The following is a 19114-nucleotide window of genomic DNA, read 5'->3' as shown; positions in this document are numbered from 1 at the left end:
ACGATTCCGAGAATAAAGTCACGTCGGCTCTGTATTCGTGCCCTGCCTGTGAGACGACGTACATCAGCGAGGAGATGGATGCCTGCTCGAAGTGTGGAGAGTCAGTCACCCAAATCCCGACCGAGCGTGAATTAGCCCTCTCAACCAGTCGGACATGACAGGACCACCTAATGACAGCTCAGCAACATAAAACCGGGACGGTGAATCTGTTACAGGACCTTGGGCTGAAGGAGTACGAGGCGCGGAGTTTCCTGGCATTGACCCAACTCTCGACGGGGACCGCCAAGGAAATCAGCGCGATCTCAGAGGTACCTCGGACCCGGGTGTACGACGCTGTCCGAGTGCTGGAGTCAAAGGGGCTGGTCGAAGTGCAGCACTCGAACCCCCAGCAGTTTCGCGCGGTCAGCATCGAGGAGGCAACCGCGATCTTGCGTCAGCAGTACGACGCGCGGATCGACACCCTTCAGTCACACCTCGAAGCGCTCGATCTTCAGCCGGAGAATGACGACAGCGACCGAATGCAGGAGGTATGGTCGCTGTCCGGCCATGATGGCATCGAGGCCCGGACACACAATCTGCTGGCGGACGCCGAATCGGAGATTGTCCTGCTGGTCGTCGAGGAGGAACTTCTGACGGAGGCGTTGTACGACCGGCTCCACGACGCAGTAGACCGCGGCGTCGACGTGATCATCGGTGGTGAGACGGACGCGATCATCGCCAAGCTCGGGACCGAGCTGCCATCCGTGAAGGTGTTCGAAACCGAACTGGACTGGCTCCTGGGGCCCGCGAGCGACGACGAGGTTGCCATCAGCCGCCTGCTGTTGGTTGACCGCACAACGTTGCTGGTCAGTTCCTTCTACCCGGACGCCGACCCCGACGACTCATACGAACAGGCGGTCTTCGCCAACGGCCTGGAGAACGGTATCGTCGTCCTCCTTCGCCGGATAATCTCCTCGGGTCTGCTCCCCGTGGCGAACCCGGTGAGGTAGCCAGTCAGCGGTTCCCGGGTCAAACTGTGCGAACAGAGTGATGACTACAGACTCTGTGCTGATCACAACGCCCACGTTTCGTTCGCTCTCTATCGGCTGAACCTGACGGTCACTACAGTTATGATTGTGTGATTTTGTGATTGCCATTTGGCCCTTGTTTAGTCTACAACCTGTACTGACCGAGAATCTCTTCTAAATATCTCCTCTGATTCACCCGTATCCTCACAGCCAAACCTGCTTGGAAAAGCGTTTACCAGTTCTACGTCGCCTGTCTTTTGTTATGGGAACTGATAACAAGTCGAACGCTGGTACTGTCGACGCCATAGTCTCGGGTTCCATGTCCTCAACTGATCTTCCGATAGATCTCGATGATTTCTTCCAGCACCTTGCCAACGAACAGACTCGTTACGTACTGTATCTCCTAACGGAAAGGGGAGGGACTGTTCATCTGGAAGAGATCAATGACTATTTTGACAGTAGTAGTGACAAACTGATGCTTCATCACAGTGTTGTCCCACGACTGGTTGATTTCCATCTGGTCGACTACGATCAGGAGACCAAAGCAATAACACCGACTCCGCTTTGCGACGATCTAACATCTGCTCTCGAAACCGTCAAAGCATTGGAAAAAGAACCCGTTAACGAGTTTCTGGAACAGATGAACCGATAAACACTCTGTACTGAGCATACCGATGCGGTAAGTCCTTTACCTATACTGAGCGTTTGACCTTCCGCGTTGATCCTTCCTCAGCCCGTGCAACATTCGCGCTGTGTATGCAGCACCAGTTCAACAGACTATCGTGACACTGTCAGTTCGGGGCTGCTACATACAGAGGATAGATGCAGCACAGCAAATTCGTTTGTTTCACAATCTCAGGTCGGAACCAACCGATACATTCGGCTGCGTATTGAGCAGATGTTAATTACAGTGCGAGATAGGGCCCGACGACGATGAGAACAATACCCAATGCCACTTTTAATTTAGCAGGGTTAACCAGGTGAGCCACCTTCCATCCGACAACGGCGCCTGCGAGCAAAGGTAGCCCAACTAATACTGCGAGTGGCAGCGACACGTTGCCTTGGAAGAGGTATCCGGTGGTTGCGAACGTTGCAATGAAGATCGATTGCACCTGAGCGACCGCGAGAGCCAGCAACATCGGGACGCCAATCAGGATCAGCGCCGGAACTGCGATCACAGGACCCCCGACACCTAATAATCCGCTGGTGATTCCGAGAGCGAATCCCAAGACGCCGAGGACGACCTGCCCCTCTCGTCTTGCCGCATCCAGCTGGTACAGTGGACTGAGACCGCGCCGTTCACGATAAACGATAGTGATACCAGTCGCCATCGCAACGACACCGAGCAGGAGTCCGAAGATCGTTCTCGGGACGAAAGAGTTCACGTACGCGCCGATGAGGGCCCCAATGATACTTGAGAGACTGAGTATAAGCGCCATCGCGCGTGCATCGCCGGTTTTCATCTCTCCAGAGTGAACGTACGCAGCACTCCCGACGAGACCAGTCGCAATGAAGGCGGCGTGTGCCGTTCCTGCAACCGTGCCCGACGAAATTGGTGTCAGTGAATATAACGAAATTGTCAGAAAAATGCCTCCTGGGCCAACTGTAGTACCACCAATACCAGAGAGAAACGCGATCCCCACAAGCAATATGATGAGCGGGAACCCAAATGAAAAATCGAACATTCTATCCAATTCGTCTCTTAGATGCGATATAGTCTCTGCGAATGTAGTAACAGGGATACACAGAAGTGCCTCGTTTGCGAGGTAGGCATCGAAAGTGGCGTGCCATCGTCGATCTTCACTGGCGGTGAGGTTGATGCTTCCCCATAAAATTGAGTTCACGGTATCAGTTGCTACTGTCAGAGAGTAACCTCTATGACGGGGGTGACTGGGATAGAACAGCCGGATACGCATAGGTGCGAAGTTTACGCTCTGTACTGATCGATCGCCACCCCCTACTGATCGTCTCTCGCCTCGTGGCACATTCGCGCTGTGTATTCAGCACGGTCACAGACACTTATCATTGGTCAAGGGTTTCAGCATAGCTGTTAGAGTCATTGTGTCAGGGCTTTCCAGCGAATTAGAGTGATGAAAACAATCTCCTCGCGGCGTTAATACTCGGCTGAATACACTCTCCTTACTATTTCTATGTATTGAAATCGCTATCTAGCATCCAAGAGAAATACTTCAATAAGATAATCTAAGGTTATTAGTACCGTCGGTAAGATGGATGAATCATGCACTATCGACAAGGTATCGCACGATCCATGGTCGTCCTGATCGTGTTCACCGCAAGTACAGGCGTCGCTGCCGCCCAACAAAACGAAATCAACAACTCACTCACGCAGATTGAGGAGTTCGTCGCCACAACCCTCGGTCAAATCGGCGTGATCGTCTTCCTCGTCGGCGCCGCTGTCTGGTTTGTCTCCAGGCGCAGCGCCGATCGTGCCCAATGGGGCTGGCGCGGCATGTGGGGTGGCGCCGGGATGATCGTCCTCTCGGTGAGCTACAACGTGTTCGTCAGTCTCTTCGAAAACCTCGCCCCAGGGATGATCGTTCCAGTCATCCCCTGAGCAGTCCACTTGAGGTGAACCAAGAGTGGGCCGCCGCTCCACCCCATTACACTGATCTATGACGGCCAGTCGTCCCCTCACCGGTCTGGTGCTTGTCGCCCTCCTCACGCTCCCCGTCGTGAGTGCAGTCACAACACCAGCCAGTATCGCGCCGGACAACGCAACACGAGCGTTTCTCTCCGATGATCGTGACCCAGAAGCCGGATCGCTTCCACCGTTCGTGCTTCCCACCATCGACGACGTCGTCCGCGAGGAGAACGCCTCCCTGGCAAACCTCAGCCAGGTGCGCGATTTCACCTACACGACAACACAGCCACCCTATCGCGTTGGGCCGAACCAACAGACACTCAGCGAGTATCGAATTGCCCAGTTGGAATCCATCCAGCGCAACGACTCGACGAGTCTCTGGCTGTCCGACTCACAGCGCTCGAACGAAACCGTCATCAAAGACGCCCATATCACGATTCTCGGTACAGCGGACGGAGCACATACCCGAATCGGTGCTGGTGAGGAATCCCACGCTGGAAACACAAGCGAGCGACTGCTGATTCCCCGAAACGGGACCGTCCTGACTCACTTCGATTACTCGACCCGCCTCCCCAACCAGACATGCACCGTCACCAGCGACACCAGGACCTGTCTCTCCTACGACCTCCTCGATCAGGAGGTCGATCGGAGCGTTCGAATTGGGGAACAGACCTGGGCCAGTGATTCAGAATCACCAGGACAACTCGAGTACGACGGCGCGAACGCGAGCGAGCCGACGATGATGCAGGTTCGTGCGAGGATTAACTCGACAGTTGCCGTCACGACGAGTACCTATGTTCGTGACGGCGACAACTGGCAGCTATCGAATGCAACCGATGAAACGCTTCGACTCTCGCACACAGTTCAGGACAGTGAGCGTGTCACTGTCACGACGAATCAGGACCTCAGCGTCACACAAACGATCGTTCGCACTGAGGAGGATATCGACCGAATCGTCCTCACGTTCGAGGGGTCACAATCCCTCTCTGAGCGTCGACTCTGGAGCTATGCGCAGTTCGACGACGCAGAGGGACGCATCCAGAACGTCTGGGGCGTCTACTCACAGCGCCAATACGTGAACGCGACACGTGGCTATCACCTGTCCCCAGAATCGTACACCATCCCCTCAGTATCACCCCGAAACGAGACACGTCTCACCCAGACGCTTATCGAGCAGTTCGAAACTGCACAGACACGGCAGCAGACCGTCGCGTTCCCGAACGTCCTCGAGGTCCAGCTCATCGCGAACCGTCGGCAGCCAACGCTCGAGTGGACCCAACAGACGGACGCCACATCCGGTCCAGAGATCACGCACCTGGATGGCAGTAATCTGTCCGGCAGCGCGGCTCCGCTCGACGGCCATGTCAATCTCACCTCGGTTTCCCCTCGCGGCTATACGACGATTGTTATTACGAACGTCGACCAGCCGATTACGGAGGTCCGCGATATCCACAATGATTCGATTCCGCTGACGACGCAGGCTGTTCGCGAGCAGAACGCGAGCCTCTCCACCACGGTTCTCAACGAAACCCATGCCAAAATTCAGCTGACGGACACGGCCACTAGTCAACCGCTGACGAACCAAACACTCTGGCTTCGAGGAGCGGCTCAAGGGCGAGCGACAACGAACGCTGACGGCGCCATCGTCGTCGAACGGCGAGATCTCTACGTTACCGCCTCGTTTTCAGGTATGGCTGAGGCCTCCGAAAACGCCTACTACGGGCCAGTGCAGGCTCGAGTCGCGTTCCAGCCGGATCCGTTTGACATCTATCAACTCTTGACCAGTCTCGCGGGTGCGCTGGTTTCGGTGATCGCGTTTGTCATCTTCTTCGCACCGTTCGCGTACATGCGAAAGGAGGGAGGATAGAGCCCATGAGACGATCGAGTGGTGACTCTAACACGCACACAACAACCCCACAACAACCTCAGAACACACAATGATTGGCTCGAAATACCACGTCCCAACCGACGTCACTCATGACAGCATCGGTCCCGAGATACTATCGGCCAGTCTGCACAGCATTGCGATTCTGTTGCCTGAGGCACCCATAGTCTCACCCGCCGCCGTATTCTCCGACTGGATTGCCGACTTTTTCACGTACATCCTGACCGGGATTCTCGGGTTCATTGGTGAGCTTGTCGCCAACGGGATACTCACGTTCATCATCTTCGATAGTCCCTACTCAGATCCTGGGATGCAGGCAGCATTCCAGCACAATCTGGATATCTTCCCGCAGCTCCTCGTGATCATGTTCATGGCAGGCGTCGCAACGAAACCGTTCGCCGACCAGATCGAAGTGACGAACTTCATGCTGGTGTGGAAAGCGTTGAAGGTGATCATCTTCGTCGCCGTGGCCCGTCAGATCATGCACTTCAGTCTGCTGTTGACGAACGCGCTTATTCGCCATATCTTTACTGCCGACTACGGCGCTGCATTCGGCCCGGAGGTCTTGCAATCAGGCCTCGACGGGGCTGCAGCGTCGAGTTCCGGTGCGATCATCGGTGGACTCATCCTGAGTATGGTGTCCGTGGCAGGCATCCTCCTCGCGCTTGGTGTCTTCATCCTGCGGGAGTTCTTGTTCAATGCGACGTTCATCCTCCTACCTGTGCTCGGAGCGATGTTGTTCCTGGACTTCGGGCCGCTTCGCTACGCGTCGGAGATTTCGAAAACCGTCCTTCGAGCGACGGCCTACATGCTCCTCGCCGGAATTGTGATGGCTGGCCTCCTACAGACTGGTGCTGCAGCCGCCGGGGCATACGCAGACATGGCCGGTCAGGGGGCGGCCGCTGCCCAGAGTCAGCAAGCGAGTGATCCCGGATTCGGGGAAGTCCTCGAGGCGTACCTCTTCTGGTTGATCGGACTCGTCGCTCCCGCACTCGTTGGCATCAAATCAGCGGCGATGGCCGGGCTGTCACCGCGGCGGATCTCCGGTCGACAGGGTGCGAAGAGTAAGTCGAGTTCTCAGGGCTCGTCGACGAACCGCTCGGGGGAGAAGTCGACTCGTACCGCCCTGATCGAACAGGCGAGACATGGGACGTCGAAGGGGTTGGGATATGCTGATCGGAAAACCGGTGAAATCGGGAGTAATGCTGTCAGTAAGGCTGGATCTGCAGCAGGTCGAGCAAGGAGTACAGTTGGAAACACAGCTACAACGGTCTTCTCAGAGGAGACTGTCAAGACAAGCAAGAAAGTAGGAACTCAAGGGAAGAAAAGCGGAAAGCGTGCCGCTCAAGATGTCAAAGCCGGTGCCGACTACGCGACTCGAAATCTCCACCAATCACCCGTTGACTGGGCGGAGGCTGGCCTTGAGAGATACCGCGAAAACCCCGCTGTCGATACATCGACGGAGACTGGATCCAACCAACAAAAGATAAGCGATTGGACAGAAGAATCCGGCGGCAAGAATCGGTCAAATTGAGATGACTGGGACACTGAGGATTGGTGATTATCTGAGGAAGGTGGTTGTAGAGCTTCTCTCAACGAGTCTCTTTACAGTAAACTATGTACTGGCTCCACTAGGGATCGTTTGGCTCGTAGCAAATACTCCCTCCTCAGTTAGAGGATTAGCCGCCCTTTTAGGTGTTCCAGCCATCTGGATGCTCCCTTCGTTTACTGCTGCTCTGTTGACTGGAGCGATCTACCCTATGTATGGCGAGAACACCAAAAGTGCAGATATTGATTGGGTCTTTGGAATTCTCATTGGTTCAGCTGTATTAACAGCTGTATGGTTCCTCCCGGCTTGGGAGAATAGCTGGACGTCACTTGCAGAAATCCTTGCTCCACTTCGAGTCTCATCTATGTTTAACAGTTTGTGGCTTATGGGTCTCAGCTGGCTTGCGTGCATTCCCTTGATGATGTCGACGAGCCTTGGCGCTGCTACGGACAATATTGAGGAAAAATCCTTGTCATCAGTAACGGCTCAGACTGATGAACCGAGTTCGTCTGATCACAGAGTCATGGGGCATCCTAAGAACAAAGTATCTCAGCACAACGAAGATTCGCGCCAACTTCGTCCTGTTCTCGCCAATCTCGAGTACGATTGGAAATCCGCCCCAAACGTTGGGTTTAGTGACGTCGGTGGCCAAGATGAGCTGAAGAAAGAGATCACTCGATCAGTCCTCCGACCACTTACTCGGATTGACGAAGCCTATGAGCGGTTCAACGTCTCACCGCCGAATGGAATTCTCCTTTACGGCCCACCAGGAACCGGGAAGACCCTGTTTGCTCGAGCAATCGCCGGCGAACTCGGCCATCCGTATCTCGAGTTATCTGCGGGCGATATCAAATCTCGGTGGATCAACGAGTCAACCGAGCAGGTCAACCAGCTTTTCGCCGAAGCTGAACAGTTCGACCGGTGCGTCATCTTCATCGACGAGATCGACGCCCTCCTCGCTGGTCGCGGTAATGACCTCCATCGAGAGCACGCCCAGGTCGTCAATGAGTTCCTCGCGCACCTGGGCGACGAGAACCCGAATTTCCTCGTCATTGCAGCAACGAACAGAGCCGATCTACTCGACGAGGCGGCTACACGCCGAGGACGGTTTGGCCAGCAGTACGAAATCGGCCTTCCCGACCACGACGCTCGTGAGCCGATCTTCCGCGTACGACTCCGGGAACTTCCGACCGCTCTTGACGAGGACGACTATCACGAGTTAGCCGATCGCTCTGAAGGGCTCAACAGTGCTGACATCGTGGGAATCGTCGACGACGCTGCAATGCACGCAGCTGAGCGTGATGCCGAGGCAATCTCGCTTGGTGATCTTCACGAGTCGTTCCCGGATCGCTCTACGGACAATGATACCTAATAAATCGTGAATGCTATGGAGAAACCGACTTACTAGGGAAACTATTAACTATCTATCTTTGTAAGGAATTGATTACATGGAGACCTTCCCTATCGCAGGCCGGATTATCAACACGAAGTTGATCTTCGGTCTTACCGCCCGCGAAGCCGGCGAGGTTCTCGTCATCCCGTTTCTCGCCCTCGGCATCGCCCAGAGCCTCGGGTTCACCGGCACGCTCTTCCTGATTGCGGGCGGCATCGGTCTCACACTCGGAATCCTCATCCTCCTTGTTGCGCCCGCTGGCCAACGGCCGATCAGCTACGCCCGTGCCGCCGCTGACTACTATCTCTCGTCGAACTCGTACTACAATCGCCGCACCCGACCCGAGGCAGAAACGGCTGTTGTCCAGGACGTCGTCGGCGTCCGGCAGGAAGGCCTCGACATCGAGACGATCAAAGCTGACCAGGAGACCGAATCGAGGTAACCGCGTATGGGCTCTTCCTCCTCCGACGAGATTACTGATGGGACCGTCGCCGGCAGCGATGGAGAACACGAAATTGACGAGACAGCCAACGGGAACTCTTCACCCGATACTTCAGCCGGACAATCGACGGCGAGCGCGTCAGCGACCGAATCGAGCTCGACGCCGGGTTCTGAGTCACAGAACGGTGACCATCCGGCTGCCGCGACTCGTAACGGAGCATCGTCGACAGCACCCGAGTCCGACCTCGAAGTCCTCCGGGCACTCAATAGATTCCTCGATGACATCGACACCGATCTCCCGACCGCTCGCGAACGGGCTCGGGCTCGCGACCACTTCGACCTCGAGAATCGACTCGGCGAGCCCACGAGCACTCAGGCGAAACTCGGCTTCGATTACGTTCGCGATGATGGCATCGCCGTCAACGGGAACAGCTACATCGGCCTCCTGAAAGTCCACCCCCAAAACTGGCTCTCGCTCAGTGACCAGGCGAAACGCGACACTATGAGCGCGTACATGTCGTTCCTCATGTCGCTCGAGTCCAGCGTCGCCGTCCCCTGCTATCCGAAAACGTTCGATCTAACTGGTCACCTCGAGCGTTTCTATACAGCCGGCGCGAGCATGGCTTCACGGGGCCAGACGCCAATCCTCCAGTACGGACGCAAATTCTACATCCAGTGGGCCAACACCAACATCGAAGACGAGGACCTCAAACAGCGCGATTTCTACATTGTCACGCGAGTCGAGGCCGACCAGGTCCACAAGGATCTCGATACAGGAAGCGTGTTGAGTCAGCTCAGGACGCTTCCGATCATCGGCAGGGTCTGTTCGGGAATCGTCAATCGAACACCAGTGGGCGGCTCTCATAAGGAGGCCCGAACCGAACTCTGCATCCGCGAGGTCCGGCAGCGCCAACGTCGGATCACAAACACACTCGGCCGGACTGACGTCTCCATCGAGCGAGTCACCGACCGCCAGGAGACGATGGAGATCCTCTATCACTACTACAACCACGTCGATCCGAAGTTCGAGAAATTTTCGCACGCGACGAAAACGGAGGGCGAGTACTGATGGGGCGATTCGACCGCTTCCGCTCGTGGCTGCCCGTAGGGAGTAGTGAGCCAAGCATCGATGATATCGACGACGAGACGTTCGACCGCGCTGCGGAGGTCCTCGAGGCGAACGGCGACGACCTCACGAAGGAGAATATCCGAAAGCAGGCCAGGTACTTGCTCGAAGTCGAGGACGTCGACGACGGAGAACTCCGGCTTGGCGTCATCCAGGACGAGACCGAACAGACGCTGGCCGACCGTGACGTCATCGCCCCACGACAGCTTCAGGAAGTCTCGAACCTCTTCGAGTCGGGCTATATGGTCCGCAACGACCAGTTCGTTCGGACGCTGACCATCCACGGCTATCCTGAGCGGGTTCCACTGGGCTGGCTCGAGGACCTGTACACGACGAACGACCACGTCCGCGTCACTCAGCATATCCAGCCACGCGATACGGGGTCAGTCCTCCGCAAGCTCCAGAAACGCCTCACGCAGCTGCGAGCCCGCCTGCACAAGAAATACGAGAAGAATCAGACCAACACTCACGAAGCCGAGGCCGACCGCGACATGGTCAAAGAGCTCATCTGGGACATCATCCTCGGGGAAACGAAGCTCTTCGACTTCGCGATCTACATCGAGGTCATTGCGGATACCAAGCAGGAACTCGATGATGCGACCGAACGCGTCATCGAAACGGTGGGTGCCGCAAATGCCAAAGCCGTCACGCTGGAGAAACGCCAGATCGAATCTCAGGACGCGCTGGCCCCACTGGGCGACGATCCGATTAAGGCGACCCAGCTCATGCAGGAGACGGCTGTTGGGACGATGTTCCCGTTCATCGAGCCCTCTGTGGCCGACCCGGAGGGTGTCTTCTACGGCTTCGACGGCACGAATACACCCGTTCTATTGGACCGCTATCGGCTCTCGTCGTACTCGAAAGCGATTGCCGGAAAGATGGGGTCGGGAAAGACGTTCGCGGAGAAGCACGAGATGTACCATCGTCTGATGATGGATCCTGAGATCGAAATGCTCGTCCTCGATCCGCTGGGGGACTTCGTCGACTTCGCGAACGACCTCGGCGGACAGGTCATCCGCTTCGGCGGGCAGAACACGGTCAACCCCCTCGAAATCCGGCGCGGTATCGACGACGTCGCGGACGACCCGTTCAAGAAGAAGTTCCGGTCGGTGATGGAGCTATTTCGTACCCACTTCTCGGCGGTGGCGGATCAGTCGCTGAGCAAGGAACAGGAGGGCATCCTTCGCCGGGCTGTTCGGCTTGCCTATCTCAAATACGGAATTACCCCCAACCCGGCGACCCACGAGAACACGAGCCCGACGATACAGGACGTCCTCGAGATTCTGCATGCACTCACAGACGGTGACCAGCCGTCGGAGTTTCTCGAGCTTCACGAGGATGCGGACGAGGAGCGCGTTCGGCCAGAAATCGAACAGCTCGAGACGCGGTTCAGAGAAGCCGACGAGAAGTACGCCTACCAGCTCCTCCTCGGGCTCGAGGCGTTCCAGCACGGCGGCGAGAACGACAATCTGAACGGCCGAACCAACGTCGAACTCGACAATCGGCTGGTCGTGATCGATATGTCGATGTTCGCCGACACCGGCCAGGCGCCGCTGTTCATGCACGTGATGTTCGACTGGATCTACCAGCGTGCCCAGAGCAGCGATCGCCGCACACAGGTGACCATCGACGAGGCCCACTACCTGCTGCGGCGGGCGGCGACGACGGACATGATCGACCTGTTCATCCGCCACAGTCGCCACTTCAACACGGCAATTACGCTCATTTCACAGACCGTCGATGAGTTCATCGCGAAGTCCGATAAGAAGTCCGAGGAGGCCGTCGAGAAGGCCCGGAACGTCTACAACCTCTGTGACATCAAGCAGATCTTCCACCACGAGTCGGTCAGTAACGCCATGATCGACTTCCATGGGTTGACCCCCTCCGAGCAGAACTTCATCGCAACTGCGCAGACCGGCGAGGACGGCGGCTACTCGGAGTGTCTGCTCGCCGTCAACGACTGGACGAAATCACTCGCCCTCCACGTGAACGACTACGAGATTCACGTTCTTGACGACGACCTCGACCCGTGGGAGTATCTCGTCGATCAGCGGTACATCGACGCCGGCGACGTCCAGTATCTCGCCCGGGAAGGGCGTGTCGACGACTACGAGATACCGGACTCGCTGCTCGAGGAGGCCGGTGTCCCGACCGCACCACAAGAGGCCGATGACTGAGCAACGTCGCTATATTCGTATTGAGCCGTCGCGGGAACGCGTCGACCCGTCGGATATCGTCTCTCGGCTGGCAGGCTTGCGAAAACTCCGTACGGGATGGAAAATCAAATACGACCCCCGGAAGAGTCCACCGGCGTTCGAATTTCTGGTGCTCACGCAGGGGAAAGACGCGCCGGTCCGGTTCTATCTCGGCGTCGAAGACGAGGAACTGCTCCCCACGCTCAAGTCCGAGCTGCAGACTGCCTATCCAGCGAGCTACGATATCTACGAGGAAGCCGTCGATCTTCGAGCGGAACTCTCCAGCTACGGGAGTCGCGGCGCCGAGAGCGATTCGAAGACGGATGTTGAAGGAGGAGAGACGGCTATCGGCGATGGGGGCGGCGTCTCACTCTCCGATCGGACGCCGCTCGCTGCCCGCTGGAGCGGCGTCGGCGAGCGAAGTCGCGACTGGATGACGCCGATCAAGCAGTATTCGCACGCTCAGGAGGAGACCCCTCGCTCGGGAAACCCGGCACGGGCACCACTTGCGGCGGCCGTCGAACGGCTCACAGAGGCCACGGCACCCACCGCGTTGCAAGTCTTGTTTACCCGGTATAGCAGCTGGCAGCGAGCGGCTGAAGCCCGGAAAAAGCAGATCGAGACCAAACACGATGGCGCCCTCCAGTCGGCTCGAACGAGTCTCGCCGATATGGTGTACGGCGCCAATCAGGAGCGCATTCGCGATCGCCGACGTGGTCGTGATCCACCACACGTCGGCGAGAGTACCCGGCAGACGTCGAGTGCAGCCAGTGGGGAGGTCGCATCCAGACAGGCACTCATCGACCAGAAAGGCCCCTCACAAACATTTCTCGTGAATCTCCGCGCTGTTTCCGTCCTTCCTGAGGATCCTGAAGACGTTGATAGGGCACAGGCTTCGAACAATATCGAGACACTCGCGAACGCGTTCAACCATCTCGACGGCTACTTCTATCACCTGGATGGCAGCCGCGTCTCGAAGAGCCTGGCGAACATTCGGGACCCAGCTCAGAAGGAGTTGAGCCGACTGCTAAACCGATCGTTCAACCAGTCCTGGATGGGGAAGCGTCGGCCACAGCTCGTGTTGAACGCGGATGAACTCGCGAATTTTGTGGCCGTGCCGAGTGGCCAAACGCTGACCACTGAGGGCTCGCGTGGCGCCCGTGGCAAGGAACGACTCCGCCAGCCGCTTCCATTACCCGATCCGGATCGCCTCGAGGAGTTCACTGGTCCAGGTATGGCGGTCGGGAAGCCCCTCCGGAATCGGAGCGAGCCCCTGGACGAGCCGATTCGTATTCCACCGGATCTCTTGACCACGAGCTATATTCGGGCAGCGTCGACGGGGAGCGGGAAGTCAACAGCCGTCCAAGCTGAGATGCTCTCGCTTCACGAGCACGTCGACGGCCCGATCGTTCTCCTCGACGGAAAGGGCGACGGAATGGCCGAGAACTATCTCCGCATCCACTACGCGAGATACGGGCGTCTGGACGACGTCTACTACTTCAACGCGCCAGATATGCTGCCGGCCGTCTCCTTTTTCGATATTCGCCCCGCACTTGCGATGGGTCGACCTCGCGAGGACGCCGTCCAGGACAAGGTCGAGCACTTCCACGAGATCATGCGATTGATTCTCGGTGAAGAACGCCATGAGAATGCGTACGTCGCCAACGAGATCCTTACGTTCCTCATCAAGGCGCTGTTCGATCAGGAATACGGCCAGGACGCGTTCAGCCTCGAGGACCTGATTCAGGCGGTCTTCCGGATGAGTCGGGACAAAACAGTGCCCGAACTCTGTGAGGCGAACGCGCATATCGAGCAGTCGCTGATCCAGAAGTGCCAGGTGGACGAACGCCAGTTCCAGCAGACCATGGGTGCCGCGGCGAATCGGCTCGACAAACTCGTCGAGCACGAGCACCTCTACCAGATATTCACTCACGTCCCTCGGTGGGACGATGAAGCTGAGGCGTACGTCGGGAACGCGTTCGATTTCCGGGAGTTCCTCGACAAGGATGCCGTCATCCTGCTCGATCTGGGGGAGTTCCGCGCCGAATCTCAGCACGCCCTGACGATGATTCTGTTGAGCAATCTCTGGGACGCCGTCCAGGGTCGTCGTGGTGGCGGGCGATCGTTGAACGGCGGTATTCGTCAGCACAGAAGTGGCGACGATACGATTGTGAATATGATCATCGAGGAGGCCGCAGCGATCGCGACGTCCTCGCTGGTCTACGAGCAGTTCATTCCTCAAGGCCGAGCCTTCGGTGTGAGTCTCGGCCTGGTTCTTCAGTATCCCGAGCAGGTGGCGCAGTACAGCACGTCCGACCGGCCGTACACGGAGATTCTGAACAACGTCAAGACGAAGCTCGTCGGGAACATCGCGACGGACGCGAAGCTCGCAGAGTCGATAGCCCACGAGAATCTGAGTACGTCCGAGTTCCGCAATAGGGTGAGTCGTCTGCCAGCCGGTGAGTGGATCGCCCAGCTACCGAGCCCCCGATTTGGACAGACAGGCCCGGCGCCGTTCTCGCTAGCGTCGCTGCCAATTCCCGATGGCCACCCCGAGAGCGATGCGCCACTGTTGGGCGACGACCGGCATCTCTTCGAGGAACAGCAGATCCCTCGAGTGATGCGGCGAACCCAGGAAGAGTGCAGTCTACCGGGCCGGACGAGTCAGTTTACTCGCGAGGAGGTTCGAGAGACCCTCAACGAGGTTGGCGAGGACGCTGCAGGGGATGTAGCACCCTCGAGCGGGAGCAAAGCGTCCGCTGAAGCCACCGATGGTACTAATCCACCGGATGCACCGTTCTTCGGCGCTAGTAGCGTGAGCGGCGCCACAGACACTTTTGTGAACGGTGAGACAACGACTACAGCGGGAGAACCCGACACCCCATCGGATGACGAGCGAGACATCGGGAAAGTGCCCATGTTCGGCGATACTGCTAGCGAACCGCAGGAACTCGAGGGCAGCCCACAAGACTCGTCCGCGGAAGAGGCAGTGCCAGAACAGTACGAGGAGCGCAACGAAACTCCAGAACTACACACTACGGATGGCGATGAGGAGACAACGGATTCGGCGGAAACGACTGGTGAGAATTCGCTGCCCGAGCATGTGAGTTACGACGCGGACACCGAGTGCTACGTCTGTGACGTCTGTGGATCCGAGTATCTCATGTCTGAGGAGCGGAAGGCCAGTGCATGCTGCCAATTCGCGTCCAAAGACGATGTGTTCGTTGCCGCCAAACGGGCTCGCTCCACCGCTTCGACGTCCAGTGAACTCTTCACTCGACTTGGGGCCATCACTGAACACGCTGAATCGTACGGCATCGAAGTGACGATCCAGGACTTCGCGTCTCTCGATGAATCTCCGGACGAGTCTGTTACTGCTCTCAGCAGTGAGTCAAAGAACTCACCAGAACCGGGGGAGAGCCAGAGTTCAGATACGTCACACTCGACCCGATTCAAGGATGCAACGACGACCATCCCGGATGAGACACTCCGCGAGGAAGGCATCACACGCGATGAGGCCGCATTCCTCGGTCTCGTATTGGATGCGATGAACCGCCAACTCGAGGAGTATTCACTGCTAGAGAGCATGACTGTGCTCGAAGAGCCATTCTCCAATCTCGACGTAGAGATACTCAAAGAGAAGGAGTTCATCGAAGAACACCGCTCGTTTTGGCAGACGTACTATACGGTCCTCCCCGCTGGGCGTCAGTTCCTCGATCGGTCGCTTGATACCAGCCCAGGTATTGGCGATCTCGGTGAGAAAACGCCCCACAAGGCTGGTGTCGCTTTCCTCGAGGCGTGGCTCACACAGCAGGAGGACGTTGCTCGAACGGCCGTTTACTACCAGCACACGAAGGATGTCGTATTTGACGTTGTGGGGTTCGATACCGAGGACGAACTCGTCTGGGTAGGGGAAGTCGAAACTCCGAGTAACAATACTGACGCACTGCTCTCTGATTACGAGAAACTGGCGAGCGTCGACGCGGCTGCTGCCTGGGCGTGTGAAGATAAGGAACTCCTTCTGGAGGTCATCGAGACGCTCACAGATACTGACGCAGTCGATATCTCGCTGACGTCAACCCAAACACGGACGATCAGTTCGCTTCGTGCCGCGATCACCGGCCCCGATCTGCCGGGAATGGACTCCCTCCACACGTTCCGGAGTCTCAAAACGGAGGTCGACCAGAAGCCGTGACTGGGGAGTGGCGAGAAGCGACCCGTGAGGAGCTCCACACTTACTACACAGAGACGTTTCCAGACCAACTCGACTCACTCCCATCATTCCTCACAGCCAGTGGCCCGAAGCAGTACGCTATCGCCTTCCGAGAGGCATACCCGATCCAAAAGCAGAACGCTCCTGATCGGTCGTTTATCCGTCGCGATACCTGGCAAACCAGCAGGTCCGGTGATCGAACCAGCCAGCAGTTCGATTCACGAGCGGACCTCGTCAAATTCATCCAGTACCCCGCCCGCTACGATCCCGCGCAGGGCAACGACTACGCGCTCGTTGATCCTGACCTTGTAGAGCAACCGGAGCCACGCCCCGATGCCGTCTATTACGCACTCGATCACTGGGAGCGGTCGTGGGTACTCGCGGTCGATATCGACGCGAAAGACATCGCAGCACAGCGCGCTTCCAGTGAAACAACTGGTGAAACCGGCAACGTCGAGGCAGAACACCTTCGAACTACAGGCGTCTTCGACAGCCCACCCAAGGGCTATCCCTACGCGTTTGAGGATATCGAGCAAGCTCTCGAGTACGGCTTCACAGCCCAGGAGATCTTCGAGGACGACTTCGCGGCTGAGGAAACGATGGTCGTCTACTCGGGCCAGGGCTGCCACGTCTACTTGCTCGATACGGACCGTGGGCACCGCTACGACGAGCAAAGCCGGGAGGTGATTAACGACCTGCTCCTCGACGAATATGAGATCCCCATCGATCCAGTGGTCACGGCTGACCGGCGCCGGGTGATGCGGCTGCCGTACTCGCTACATGCCGATATCTCGCGTGTCGTCCAGCCTATCGACGATCCGGGATTCGATTTCCGAACCGAGGCGACGCCCGATTTCCTTCAACTATGAGCCGAGAGACACCAGTGGACGACGAATACACGGCGTATCGAGTCGCGGCTCTCCCACGAGACGAGGGCGAGTCCCAGCTCACGCAGTTGTTCGAGCGTGGGTATCAGCGGTGGATGGTCGATGGCGAGCAACAGACGGAGAAGCTGCTTGTCGACATCGAGCGATTCACCACCGGTGCGTTCACGCCGAGCACACGAGAGGAGGCAGCCGAGCGTCCCTACGTAGACGATCCGGGAGTGCTGGCTGTTCTTACGACGCTCGGGGCGGTCTGCATTATGGACCATCCGAAACTCGAGGATACGCCGCCCCGTCATCTCGCGCTTCTCGGTGATCTTCGCGAACTCTACGTCAACAATATCGGATCGCTCGTTCGCGAGTACGAGGACTGGTCGCTCCACCAGGAGATCGCCGAAACCCTCTACGCGAAAGCACCCGGCGAAGACGGCGTCCATCCGGGTCGAGTCTGTACAGATATCACAACCAACCCCGAGTTCGGCGAAGGATACTACCTCGAGATTCCGCTCGTCGCCGCCTCACGAAAGTGCTTGGCCCGTACGGATGGCGACGAGGGGGAGCAGGGCGAGATTCAGGCCCACGTCGCGGACAACAATCTGTATGTTCCCGTCTCGGATTTCATGGCGAAGTACCGCGAGTACGCCAAAGACGCGTTTGGACGTCTACTCGCAGTTCAAGAGGAGACGTTAACAGCGGAACAGCGAAGCTGGCTCACTGCGAACGAGTCCGCAATCAGTGAGCGCATCGACCGCTTCTTCCAGGCCGGACAGACCCACCGCGTGTGGGAGAACTGGAGTCGACAAAAACGTGACCTCTTGACGATCATCAACGCAGTGACCGCTGCAGACGACAACGTTGCCGAACTCGGTGAGACACAAACTGCAAGCGACCTCTACAAAGCGGTTGACGCGTACGACCCGGACCGAACGTGGGAGCGACAGGTCTGTGAATCCATTTCCTCAGCGCGAAGTCTCGGTGCGGTTCTCTCGCGGAACCGCGATCACGCGAGCGTCACCGTCGAGAACGCACGCTTGAATCGGTATACGCTTACCGACTACAGCGACGGTGCTCAACCACTCCACATCAATAAGCTCGAAGACCTGTTCGAGTTGCCCTGTATGGCAGCGATGAACGAGCGCCTCCAGGAGAAGAAACCCGTCCGGAAGGATCTGTTCAATCTGGTGCGGATGGCGTGGTGGCTCCCCCAGTATCGGGACGCGAGTATGGCGGAATTCATCAGCGACGTGAAAGACCTGTTCTCGCGGTGGCCCTGGTACGAGGACGAGGTGACTGAGTACCAGATTCGGTACGAACTCGACAACGATATCGGCGGCGAAATCCCTCTCCCGATGAATTGTACGAATGATGATATGCAACGGTACTGCATCGGGCGTGACCAGTGTCCCTACTCGATCTATGGAAGTCTTCCCTTCCCCGACCAGATGTACGAACAGATCGATGACCACGGAGAGTACCCGACCCAGTAGCGGACCTAGACGAGCAAACACGGTCATTATTGGCAGTTCGAGTATGTATTCATCTCCCGATCTTTCGAGAACATTCAGCACTGCGGTTTGCAAATACGAATGAGGGCTTCTTCGTGAGTAATTGGGCAGTCTTAGCGGTTCCGATCCCTCGTTTTTCATTTATCGGAGGAACCCACTTTCATATAGGATAAGTAACTGTATTCGCCTACTTTCCCGATTTGCCAGAATTTAGCTGGTAACGGCCGTCACGCGTTGCATATATCAACTCGAGGTCTAAGACTCGCTTTCATATAACAAATAGCGCCCTCAAACCAGCCCTTAGCTATCCTATG

General features: G+C 57.3%; 13 protein-coding genes and 1 pseudogene. 13 read left to right on the top strand and 1 reads right to left on the bottom strand.

Annotated features, from left to right (window positions below; all coding sequences use genetic code 11):
- The first annotated feature begins 170 nt into the window (after positions 1-170).
- A complete protein-coding gene (locus NGM29_RS20450) occupies positions 171-989 on the top strand; it encodes a TrmB family transcriptional regulator (protein ID WP_254161305.1) in 819 nt (272 codons plus the stop codon).
- A 280-nt stretch (positions 990-1269) separates the two neighbouring features.
- Positions 1270-1659: a hypothetical protein gene (locus tag NGM29_RS20445; protein WP_254161303.1), complete on the top strand. Its 390-nt coding sequence runs from the start codon at positions 1270-1272 to the stop codon at positions 1657-1659.
- 253 nt (positions 1660-1912) lie between these two features.
- Here the strand turns inward: NGM29_RS20445 and NGM29_RS20440 are convergent, their stop codons facing one another.
- The gene (locus NGM29_RS20440; protein WP_254161301.1) at positions 1913-2692 is read right to left on the bottom strand and encodes a sulfite exporter TauE/SafE family protein; all 780 of its coding nucleotides are present in this window, start codon (positions 2690-2692) and stop codon (positions 1913-1915) included.
- 554 nt (positions 2693-3246) lie between these two features.
- On the opposite strand from NGM29_RS20440, the gene NGM29_RS20435 reads away from it, so the two are divergent.
- From NGM29_RS20435 to NGM29_RS20390, 11 genes and pseudogenes are all read left to right on the top strand, one after another.
- Entirely contained in the window at positions 3247-3582 is a 336-nt protein-coding gene (locus tag NGM29_RS20435; protein WP_254161299.1) for a hypothetical protein, read from the top strand.
- 58 nt (positions 3583-3640) lie between these two features.
- A complete protein-coding gene (locus NGM29_RS20430; RefSeq protein WP_254161297.1) occupies positions 3641-5476 on the top strand; it encodes a DUF8186 domain-containing protein in 1836 nt (611 codons plus the stop codon).
- A gap of 70 nt (positions 5477-5546) precedes the next feature.
- The gene (locus NGM29_RS20425; RefSeq protein ID WP_254161296.1) at positions 5547-7028 is read left to right on the top strand and encodes a hypothetical protein; all 1482 of its coding nucleotides are present in this window, start codon (positions 5547-5549) and stop codon (positions 7026-7028) included.
- 754 nt (positions 7029-7782) lie between these two features.
- Positions 7783-8115 (top strand): annotated as a pseudogene (locus tag NGM29_RS21565) (ATP-binding protein); the annotation flags it as partial.
- Positions 8095-8415: an ATP-binding protein gene (locus NGM29_RS21560; protein ID WP_425499281.1), complete on the top strand. Its 321-nt coding sequence runs from the start codon at positions 8095-8097 to the stop codon at positions 8413-8415. The pseudogene NGM29_RS21565 and the gene NGM29_RS21560, both read left to right, overlap by 21 nt.
- 76 nt (positions 8416-8491) lie before the next feature.
- The gene (locus NGM29_RS20415; protein ID WP_254161292.1) at positions 8492-8878 is read left to right on the top strand and encodes a hypothetical protein; all 387 of its coding nucleotides are present in this window, start codon (positions 8492-8494) and stop codon (positions 8876-8878) included.
- Positions 8879-8884: 6 nt separating this feature from the next.
- Positions 8885-9946 (top strand): TraC-like domain-containing protein, encoded by a 1062-nt coding sequence (locus tag NGM29_RS20410; protein ID WP_254161290.1) that lies wholly within the window; start codon positions 8885-8887, stop codon positions 9944-9946.
- Positions 9946-12180, top strand: a complete 2235-nt coding sequence (locus NGM29_RS20405) for a VirB4 family type IV secretion system protein (protein ID WP_254161288.1) — start codon at positions 9946-9948, stop codon at positions 12178-12180. Before NGM29_RS20410 ends, NGM29_RS20405 begins: the two co-directional genes overlap by 1 nt.
- On the top strand, positions 12173-16393 hold the full coding sequence (locus tag NGM29_RS20400; RefSeq protein ID WP_254161286.1) for a hypothetical protein: 4221 nt from the start codon (positions 12173-12175) through the stop codon (positions 16391-16393). The genes NGM29_RS20405 and NGM29_RS20400 overlap by 8 nt, the downstream gene beginning before the upstream one ends.
- Positions 16390-17280 (top strand): bifunctional DNA primase/polymerase, encoded by an 891-nt coding sequence (locus NGM29_RS20395; RefSeq protein ID WP_254161284.1) that lies wholly within the window; start codon positions 16390-16392, stop codon positions 17278-17280. Before NGM29_RS20400 ends, NGM29_RS20395 begins: the two co-directional genes overlap by 4 nt.
- On the top strand, positions 17277-18782 hold the full coding sequence (locus NGM29_RS20390; protein ID WP_254161282.1) for a primase-associated protein: 1506 nt from the start codon (positions 17277-17279) through the stop codon (positions 18780-18782). The genes NGM29_RS20395 and NGM29_RS20390 overlap by 4 nt, the downstream gene beginning before the upstream one ends.
- The last annotated feature ends 332 nt before the right edge of the window (positions 18783-19114 follow it).

It is taken from the genome of Natronosalvus rutilus (assembly GCF_024204665.1).
Classification (GTDB): Archaea; Halobacteriota; Halobacteria; order Halobacteriales; family Natrialbaceae; genus Natronosalvus; species Natronosalvus rutilus.
Note: the sequence above shows the minus strand (reverse complement) of the source record. Positions and strands in the feature narration are given on the sequence as shown.